Source organism: Gulosibacter sediminis, from assembly GCF_014904065.1.
GTDB lineage: Bacteria > Actinomycetota > Actinomycetes > Actinomycetales > Microbacteriaceae > Gulosibacter > Gulosibacter sediminis.
The window spans coordinates 59,522-67,660 of the sequence record NZ_JACXJG010000011.1 but is presented as its reverse complement, the minus strand read 5'-3'; the positions used below and the strand labels follow the sequence as shown (position 1 = coordinate 67,660).

Annotated in this window: 8 protein-coding genes and 1 pseudogene; 3 read left to right on the top strand and 6 right to left on the bottom strand. The window is 66.7% G+C overall.

The features are described from left to right. Window positions 1–469: 469 nt before the first annotated feature. Window positions 470–793: a hypothetical protein gene (locus tag ID132_RS07075; RefSeq protein ID WP_165875373.1), complete on the bottom strand. Its 324-nt coding sequence runs from the start codon at window positions 791–793 to the stop codon at window positions 470–472. Here ID132_RS07075 and ID132_RS07070 point away from each other — a divergent pair. The 3 genes from ID132_RS07070 (at window position 765) to ID132_RS07060 (ending at window position 4,113) form a co-directional block, all read left to right on the top strand. Then, on the top strand, window positions 765–1,820 hold the full coding sequence (locus ID132_RS07070) for a tyrosine-type recombinase/integrase (RefSeq protein ID WP_131491372.1): 1,056 nt from the start codon (window positions 765–767) through the stop codon (window positions 1,818–1,820). The two genes, ID132_RS07075 and ID132_RS07070, sit on opposite strands and share 29 nt — an antisense overlap. Beyond that, window positions 1,810–2,145 (top strand): helix-turn-helix domain-containing protein, encoded by a 336-nt coding sequence (locus ID132_RS07065; protein WP_026936353.1) that lies wholly within the window; start codon window positions 1,810–1,812, stop codon window positions 2,143–2,145. The genes ID132_RS07070 and ID132_RS07065 overlap by 11 nt, the downstream gene beginning before the upstream one ends. A 942-nt stretch (window positions 2,146–3,087) precedes the next feature. Continuing rightward, window positions 3,088–4,113: a hypothetical protein gene (locus tag ID132_RS07060; protein ID WP_235988370.1), complete on the top strand. Its 1,026-nt coding sequence runs from the start codon at window positions 3,088–3,090 to the stop codon at window positions 4,111–4,113. A 7-nt stretch (window positions 4,114–4,120) separates the two neighbouring features. On the opposite strand, the gene ID132_RS07055 is transcribed toward ID132_RS07060, so the two are convergent. The 5 genes and pseudogenes from ID132_RS07055 to cmtR form a co-directional block, all read right to left on the bottom strand. Then, the gene (locus ID132_RS07055) at window positions 4,121–4,432 is read right to left on the bottom strand and encodes a thioredoxin domain-containing protein (protein ID WP_026936351.1); all 312 of its coding nucleotides are present in this window, start codon (window positions 4,430–4,432) and stop codon (window positions 4,121–4,123) included. Window positions 4,433–4,442: 10 nt separating this feature from the next. Further along, window positions 4,443–4,967: a signal peptidase II gene (locus ID132_RS07050; protein ID WP_026936350.1), complete on the bottom strand. Its 525-nt coding sequence runs from the start codon at window positions 4,965–4,967 to the stop codon at window positions 4,443–4,445. Further along, the gene (locus ID132_RS07045; protein ID WP_193128228.1) at window positions 4,964–5,572 is read right to left on the bottom strand and encodes a cadmium resistance transporter; all 609 of its coding nucleotides are present in this window, start codon (window positions 5,570–5,572) and stop codon (window positions 4,964–4,966) included. Before ID132_RS07045 ends, ID132_RS07050 begins: the two co-directional genes overlap by 4 nt. Next, window positions 5,572–7,487 (bottom strand): annotated as a pseudogene (locus ID132_RS07040) (heavy metal translocating P-type ATPase). The gene ID132_RS07045 and the pseudogene ID132_RS07040 overlap by 1 nt, the downstream one beginning before the upstream one ends. Next, the gene (gene cmtR, locus ID132_RS07035) at window positions 7,484–7,843 is read right to left on the bottom strand and encodes a Cd(II)/Pb(II)-sensing metalloregulatory transcriptional regulator CmtR (RefSeq protein ID WP_026936347.1); all 360 of its coding nucleotides are present in this window, start codon (window positions 7,841–7,843) and stop codon (window positions 7,484–7,486) included. The pseudogene ID132_RS07040 and the gene cmtR overlap by 4 nt, the downstream one beginning before the upstream one ends. Between the last annotated feature and the right edge of the window lie 296 nt (window positions 7,844–8,139).

Here is an 8,139-nt window from a genome sequence, read left to right as displayed (position 1 = left end):
ACCCGCAAATGTACCCGCAAGGTTTTTTGCGAACTATCCCGACACTCCAAGCCTGTACGTGGCGCGCTCGCAAGGCAGGTGAGACGAAGACCCTCGTGATTCTGGGGTTTATCTGCTCGCTGTAGTACTGGATTGCCCGGCGACTGGCCTATCGAATGACGTCTAACGACGGCGCAGAACCTCAGGTTTACATCCAATCGCTAGGCATGACGGTCCTTGTCAGGTGGGCATAGCCCACCTCGAGTGAATACTTGTCATACTGCCTAGGCAGCGCGCGTCCGACACGTAGTCGTATCCCGAGAGATCCCGTCAGATCCTGAATGATCCCGACCGACGTCCTGCGAAGCCCTGCGCGATCCCGAGAGATCCCGACGTATCTTGATCTCCATCCGGACCCTCGATGTGGTCCGCTCCATGAACCTGAGCCTAGAGCGAGGACGAGCTTTGTAGTGGCGACCGTAGCAGGGGGTTAAGCGATGCGCAGCTTCCAGCGATCTCTGGGCTGTCCACCCTGCTGCAGCTTGATGACGCCGGCGAGCTTCAGCCGGTCTACAACGGCTCTCAAGGACTGCGTATTGCCAACCTCGAACGCCTGACCCGCAGCCCCTGCGAATCCGGCGAAGTCGCCGGACATCGAACCGAGGATCCCCATGACCGTCTGCACGCTGATCGAACCAGCCTGCTCCTTCAGTTGCCACACGACATCCTCGTGGTTGCTGACAGCAGCGGCGCTTCGGCTGCTCACGTCAGCGTCGAACGTCGCATTGGCGAACCCGGAGGAACAGGTCTTCAACGCGATGATCGAGGGCTGGCGGAACCAGCAGTTGTCACGCGGGCTCCGCGAGCAAACGATTCGAAATCGGACGGCGACGGTGTCGCGGTTCCGTGATTTCGTGGACAAGCCCCCGTGGAGGTGGACGGTCGCCGATGTGGATGAGTTCACCGCGGAATCGGGCGGACGCACTCGCACGCTGTCGACGATGCGCGCCAATCACGGGTCCATCCGGGGATTCTGCGACTACCTCACGAACCCGTTGTACGACTGGATGGAGATCTGCGACCGGGAGTTCGGTGAGGTCCCGTCCCAGGTGTGTCTGCCGTGGAACACGGTCGCGCACCGGTTTGAGTTCGAGGGGGACGGGAAACGCCGCCCGTTCACGTACGACGAGATCGAGCGCCTGTTCGACACCGCCGACGCTCGCGTCGAGCTGCTCGTGGCGTCGGGCCGGAAGGGCGCTCTCGGGGCGTTGCGTGACGCACAACTGCTGAAGACGGTCTACGCGTTCGGGTTGCGCCGCACGGAGGCGGTGATGCTCGACACCGTCGACCTGCACCACAACGCAAAGATGCGCCAGTGGGGGCGTTACGGCGCGATACACGTGCGGTGGGCGAAGGCTGCAGGAGGTGGTGCGCCGCGGCGGCGGACGGTGCTGCTGGTGCCGGAGTTCGACTGGTGGGTGCCGGGCATGCAGCAATGGCTCGAGCAGGCCCGGGAACGCTTCGCGCCCGGAGTTGACCTTGACGCGCTCTGGGTGACCGAGCGTCGCACGCGTCTGTCCGCCGGGTATCTCGACCGGAGGTTCGCGGAGCTGCGGGACGAGGCTGGCCTGTCGAAGGATCTGACGCTGCACAGCCTCCGGCATTCCTACGTCACGCATTTGCTGGAGTTCGGCTATGCCGATCGATTCGTCCAGGAGCAGGTCGGGCACATGCACGCCTCGACGACCTCGATCTACGCCTCCGTCAGTTCGGACTACAAGAACCGGGTGCTCGCGGAAGCACTGAAGGCCCTCATCGAAGGAGAAGCTGATGACCGTTGAGCTCGACACCGGATGGAATCTCCGCAGAGTGATGGCTTCGCGCGGGATCTTCCAGACCTCCAAGCTGAAGCCACTGCTCGAGGAACGCGGGATCGACCTGTCCAGGGAGCAGGTGTATCGGCTGGTGACGCAACCGCCTCAGCGGGTGCGTCTCGACGTGTTGGCGGCGTTGTGCGATGCGCTGGAGTGCTCACTCGACGATCTCGTGACAATCGCTCGCCGAGAGGCATCGACCCCGGTGGCCGTGGGCGAGGAAGCGACGCGCGGGTCGATCGGTGATCTCCGTCCTGTCCGCGCAACCATCCGCCGTCCGCGTACGAAGTAGCCACGGTGGCCAAGCCTCCGCAGCAGCCGAGAGTCACGGAAGTTATCGACCTCGTGCGTCCCCTCGTTCCCGAGATCTTGCCCGAGCGTCTCGCTGAGATCGTGCATTCGGTTGCGCCAGTGCCCCTCACTCAGCGGCTTCTTGAGCTCGCGCTGATCAAGCAGCCTGGGGTCCTCGAGGGGCGGCATGCGAATGTGCCGGTGACCGTCCAGGATCTGGCCCGCGCGCTGGTAGAAGAAGGAGCAGACCGGGTAGTGCTGCCGACGTGCGAGTCCTGCGGCCGCTCGGTGAGAATGCCCCACAAGACGCCGAGCGGTGGTCGGCACTGCTCTCGTTGCGAGCGGAACGCCAGGTCCGTCTCCTGCGCTTCCTGTGGCCGGGTCCGACCCGTGCAGCGCACGATCGACGGACAGCGCTTCTGCCGCGAATGCTGGCGAGCCGACCCTCGATCGTTCGGTGACTGCTCGCGGTGCAGGCAGCACGCGACCATCATCGTCCGCCGCCCGGAACTCGTCTGCCTGGCCTGTTATACCGCACCGATCAAGACCTGCGGTCTCTGCGGAGAACCTGGCCGGGTCGCCTCCCACCTTGACGGGCGACGGGTATGCGCACGCTGCTATTACGCGATGCGTAGACCGCAGCCCTGTCCCGAGTGCGGGCGCAGGGTGTTCTTGACCGGTTTCATGAACGGTCAGAAGGTCTGCGCCGACTGCGCGGGCGCTCCGGTGACGATGGCCTGCCCTGGGTGTGGCTCGATCGAGGAGATCCGCAAGCATCATCTCTGCGTCGAGTGCCGCCGGCCCGTCGCGATCCAGCAGTTGCTCGCCGACGACGCGGGAGAGATCCGCGCGGACCTCCACCCCCTTGCGGACTATCTGCTCACGCACCACAGCAAAGCCGNCATCGTTCGAACGCTGGATGCACAAGAGCAAGTGCGCGATGGTGCTCCGCGAGATCGCGGACGGAACCCTGCCACTCACCGCCGAGGCGATCATCACCCGAGCCCGGTCGGGACAGTCGGTAGCGTTCCTCCTCTCGCTTCTGGTCCGCTCAGGAGTGCTTCCGGAGATCGATGTCGAAGGCACGCGCTTCGACCACTGGCTCGATGGATGGTTGGCGGGCATCGAACATGCCGAGGACCGGCTGGTCCTGCGCCGGTACTGCACCTGGGAGCTCCTCCGGTCCACCCGGGCTTTCCGAGCGGTACCCCGCAGTACATCGAGTCCAGCCGCTGGCTTCCAAAGGCAACGGGCCGCGCTGAAGTACTGCGCCGCGCTTCTTCGAGAGATTCGGTCACAGCAAGAGACGCTGGCAACCTACCCGCAGCGCCGGCTCGACGCATATCTGACTGATTCACCGAGCCAGCGTGACGCGCTGGCACCATTCACTCGCTGGCTACGACGGCACCGGATGAGCACCCTCCGAGTCGAGTTCCGAGCCCATCGCCTCGAAGGGCGAAGCTACGCCTCCGACCACCGATGGCAGATGGCTCGCAAGTTCCTGTCGGATGCCGGCATGGACCCGAAGACCCGGGCAGCCGGGCTCCTCGTACTGCTCTACGGCATCCAGCTGACCCGCATCGTCACGATCACCCGGACACAGATCGATACGAGCTCGCGGCCCGTCACGCTGACCGTCGGGGCCGAGCCGATCGGGCTCCCCGAGATCCTTGGCGACGCCATCAGCGATCTCGCCGACGCCGCGAAGCACCATCCTGAAGGATGGCTGTTCCCCGGCCGGAACCCAGGCAATCACCTCACCCCGGGCCCGCTGAGCCGTCGTCTTCGCGCCGAAGGCCTGCTCGCGGGAAGCGCACGCACCACAGCGCTCATCGAGCTCACCCGGCAAATGCATCCCCTGATCGTCTCGGATCTCCTCGGCATCACGACCTCGTCCGCCGCCGCATGGTCGCGTCTCGCCGGCGGTGACTGGTCCGACTATCCGGCACTCCGTTCCGACCACGCCTGAACGAGCATCACACGTCAGCGCCCGGGCCGGAAATCGCTTCGCGCAACTGCTCGACGGTCGGCGACCCGGCGATCCCAGCTGGCGTGCGGAACATCCGGCAGGCGAGCCCGACGTGGGTACGCTCGTCGGCGAACGGGTCGATGCCGTCGACGAGCACGGTTGGGGAGCCGTGGAACCCGAGGCGCACGGCGTCCTCGGGGGTCTCGACCAGCTGACGTATGACCCTGACATCGGATCGGTCGTTGACTACTTCAGCGAGCCGCTGGTCGAGCACCTCCCAGTTGGGGCAGCCGTTGAAATACTGCAGGATGATCTCCATGATGGTCCTCTCAGTTCTCGTTGCCGCGGATCATCAGAAGCGCTCCGGCGATCGCGGCGGTGACGATCACGACGTCGGCGACGTTCCCGATGAACCAGTTCCCGTAGGCGAGGAAGTCCACGACGTGCCCCTGGGCGAACCCTGGAGCACGGAAAAGCCTGTCGCCGGCGTGGGAGGCGGCGGCCCCGCCAAGCGCGCCGATCACGATCGCCCACCCGGGGTGTCGGACACGGAACGCGAACACGATCGCGGTGACGGTGGCCGCGACGGCCACCAGCGCGAACACCCAGGTGGAACCCTCACCGAAGGAGAACGCCGCGCCGGGGTTGTAAGCGAGTTGCAGGCCCAGCAGGTCGCCGATCAGCGGGAGGCGCTCACTTACTGTGAGCGTGGCCTCCGCCCATGCCTTCGTCCCCTGATCGATCAGGAGGACGAGCCCGCCGAGCGCGAGTGCCCCCGCCGTGAGCCGCCAACGCCCCCTCTGCTGCCGCTCTCCCGACGTCAGCTCAGCATCGGCAGCCGCGTCCGGGGTCATGCGAGGACCTCGACGAGGCGGACGATGACGCCGGAATCGATCAGGATGAACAGGCCCAGGCCGATGAACACGACGGGTACGAGCCAGTGCTCGACGCGTTCAAGCGTTTCGGTGACGGCCTTGTGGGTTCCGATCAGGCGTCCAGCAGCGCACCAGACGGCGACGAGGACGAGGAACACCGCGATNATGACGACGACGTCGCCGGGCGAACTGGTGCGGAAGATCGGCGTGTAGAGGGAGATGTTGTCGGCCCCGTTGGCGATCGTGATCCCGGCGACGCCCCACAGCCCGACCGCGGTGATCTTCTCGTCGTCGTCATCGTCGTCACCGTTGCGTCGCAGGCCCCGCACGAGGGTCCAGATGCCGATGCCGAGCGGGATCAGGCCGAGGAAGCCCACCCATTCGTCGGGGACGATGGTCAGGCCGTGCGCGGCGATCACGCTGATCACGACGAGGGTGATGAACCCGAGGTACTGGCCTGCGACGATCTGCCACGGTCGCGGCTTCCCTCGGCTGGAGGCCAGGAACAGCACGGTCAGCACGACGATGTCATCGATGTTGGTCGCAGCAAACAAGCCGATCGCTGAGCCGATGGTCGCAAGCATCAGCTCTCCAGCCGTGGGGTACGCGTGCGGGCGGCGCGGAGTCCGTTGAGGATCACGACGACCTCGGCGATCTCGTGGACCAGCACCACAGCGGCGAGTCCGAGGACGCCGAACAGCGCGAGCGGCAGCAGCGCGGTGATGATCAGCAGCGACAGGACGATGTTCTGGTTGATGATGCGGCGTCCGCGGCGGGCGTGGTCGAACGCGCGCGGGATGAGGCGGAGGTCGTGGCCGGTGAACGCGACGTCGGCGGACTCGATCGCCGCGTCCGAGCCGGTCGCGCCCATCGCGATGCCGATGTCCGCGGCGGCCAGAGCGGGGGCGTCGTTGATGCCGTCGCCGATCATTGCAACCGACCCCGCCTTTGACAGCTCCCCGATCGCGGTCGCTTTGTCTTCGGGACGCAGTTCCGCGCGCACGTCGCTGATACCGGCCTGCGCTGCCAGCGCCCGTGCCGTGCGGGCGTTGTCGCCGGTGAGCATCGTCACCCCGACGCCCTGCGCCGCGAGAGTCCGCACCACTTCGGGGACCTCGGGACGCAGCTCGTCGCGGACGCCGATCGCGGCGACAGGGGCCCCGTCGCGGTGCACGATCACAACGGTCATGCCCTGCTCCTCCAGGCCCGCGACCTGGTCGCCGAGCACCCCGGCGTCGAGCCAGCGGGGGCTGCCGACGGTGATCCGAGTCCCGTCGATCTTGCCCTCGATGCCGTGCCCGGCCTGCTCGGTCACGCCCTCCGCAGCCTGGGCTCCGGGGGCTGCGGCGGTGATCGCCGCGGCCAGCGGGTGCGTGCTGTGCTGCTCCAGCGCAGCCGCCCAGGCCAGCGCCTGGGCGTCGGTCACGCCGTCCGCGGCGAGGACCGCGGTGACGGCGGGCTCGTTGCGNTGAGGGTGCCGGTCTTGTCGACGGCGACGTGGCGGACCGTGCCGAAGCGCTCGAACACCGCGCCGGACTTGATGATCACGCCGAACTTGCTCGCCGCGCCGATCGCCGCGACCACCGTCAGCGGCACCGAGATCGCCAGCGCGCACGGGGAGGCGGCGACGAGGACGACGAGGGCTCGGGTGATCCACAGCTCCGGGTCCCCGAACAGCGAGCCGACCAGGGCGACCAGGGCCGCGAGGACCAGCACGCCCGGGACCAGCGGGCGCGCGATCCGGTCCGCGAGGCGCGCTCGCTCGCCCTTCTCCGCCTGCGCCTGCTCCACCAGCTCCACGATGGTCGTGAGCGAGTTGTCGGTGCCCGCCGCCGTCGTCTCGACCTCCAGCGCACCGGCGCTGTTGATCGCGCCGGCCGACACGGCGTCGCCGGGCTCGACCTCGACCGGGATCGACTCGCCCGTGATCGCCGAGGTGTCCAGGCTGGAGCGCCCCGCACGGACGACTCCGTCGGTCGCGATCCGCTCGCCGGGACGAACCACCATGACCTGCCCGACCGCGAGGTCCTTCGCCGCAATCTCCACCGAAGCGCCGTCGCGGCGCACGGTCGCGGTGTCGGGGACCAGCTTCAGCAGCGCTCGCAGCCCGCCGCGGGCGCGGTCCATCGCCTTGTCCTCCAGCGCCTCTGCGATCGAGTAGAGGAACGCCAGCGCCGCAGCCTCTTCGACGTAGCCGAGGACGACTGCGCCGACCGCGCTGATCGTCATCAGCAGCCCGATGCCCAGCTTGCCCTTGAACAGCTTCCGGATCGCGCCCGGCGTGAACGTCGACGCGCCCAGCAGCAAGCCGACCCAGAACAGCACCAGTGCCGGGATCTCCATGCCGGACCACTCAAGGATCAGACCAGCGAGGAACGCGACACCGGAGAAGACCGGCACCATGATCCCGCGGTCCCTCCACCAGGGCCGCTCCTTCTCCTCGCTCTCATCGACTGCCGTGGTCGTCGGCTCGTGCTCGCAGCCGCATGCCGCGCTCACGCGTCTGCTCCCGCTCCGCAGCAACCCGGAACGGTGCACGACGAGTCCACGCACGGAGCGTGCTCGTCGACAGCCAGAGTCACATCCACCAGCGCGATGAGAGCGGCCGCGAGGTGCGGATCAGCGATCTCATACCTAGTCTGGCGACCCTCCGGCTCAGCGACCACGATGCCGCAGTCGCGCAGGCAGGTGAGGTGGTTCGACACGTTCGAGCGAGTCAGCTCCAGCTCACGCGAGAGCACCGCCGGGTAGCTCGGTCCCTCGAGCAGGGTCATCAGGATCCGGGAACGCGTCGGATCCGCCATGGCCCGGCCGAGCCGGTTCATGACGTCGAGTCGAGAAGCAATAGTCAGCATGCACTGAACTATACAGCACAGGCTGATCAATCGCCGGATGCATCAGCCTCCGCCACAAGGCGAAACAGCAGTCGACATCTGATGAATACGCGACTCAGCAACAATCGGTGCTACCAGTACGTGCCAGCTCCTTGTGGAGCGCTCAAGCCCAAAATCCNACCCGCAAATGTACCCGCAAGCTCCGGGCTTTTGCCGGTTTTGACGGGATCTGACGGGTTGTGGGATCTCCCGACTTGCCTACTCCCGCAAGGGATCTACGGCTATCAAGCGTGACGGAGGGAGAACCCTTCTTCGAC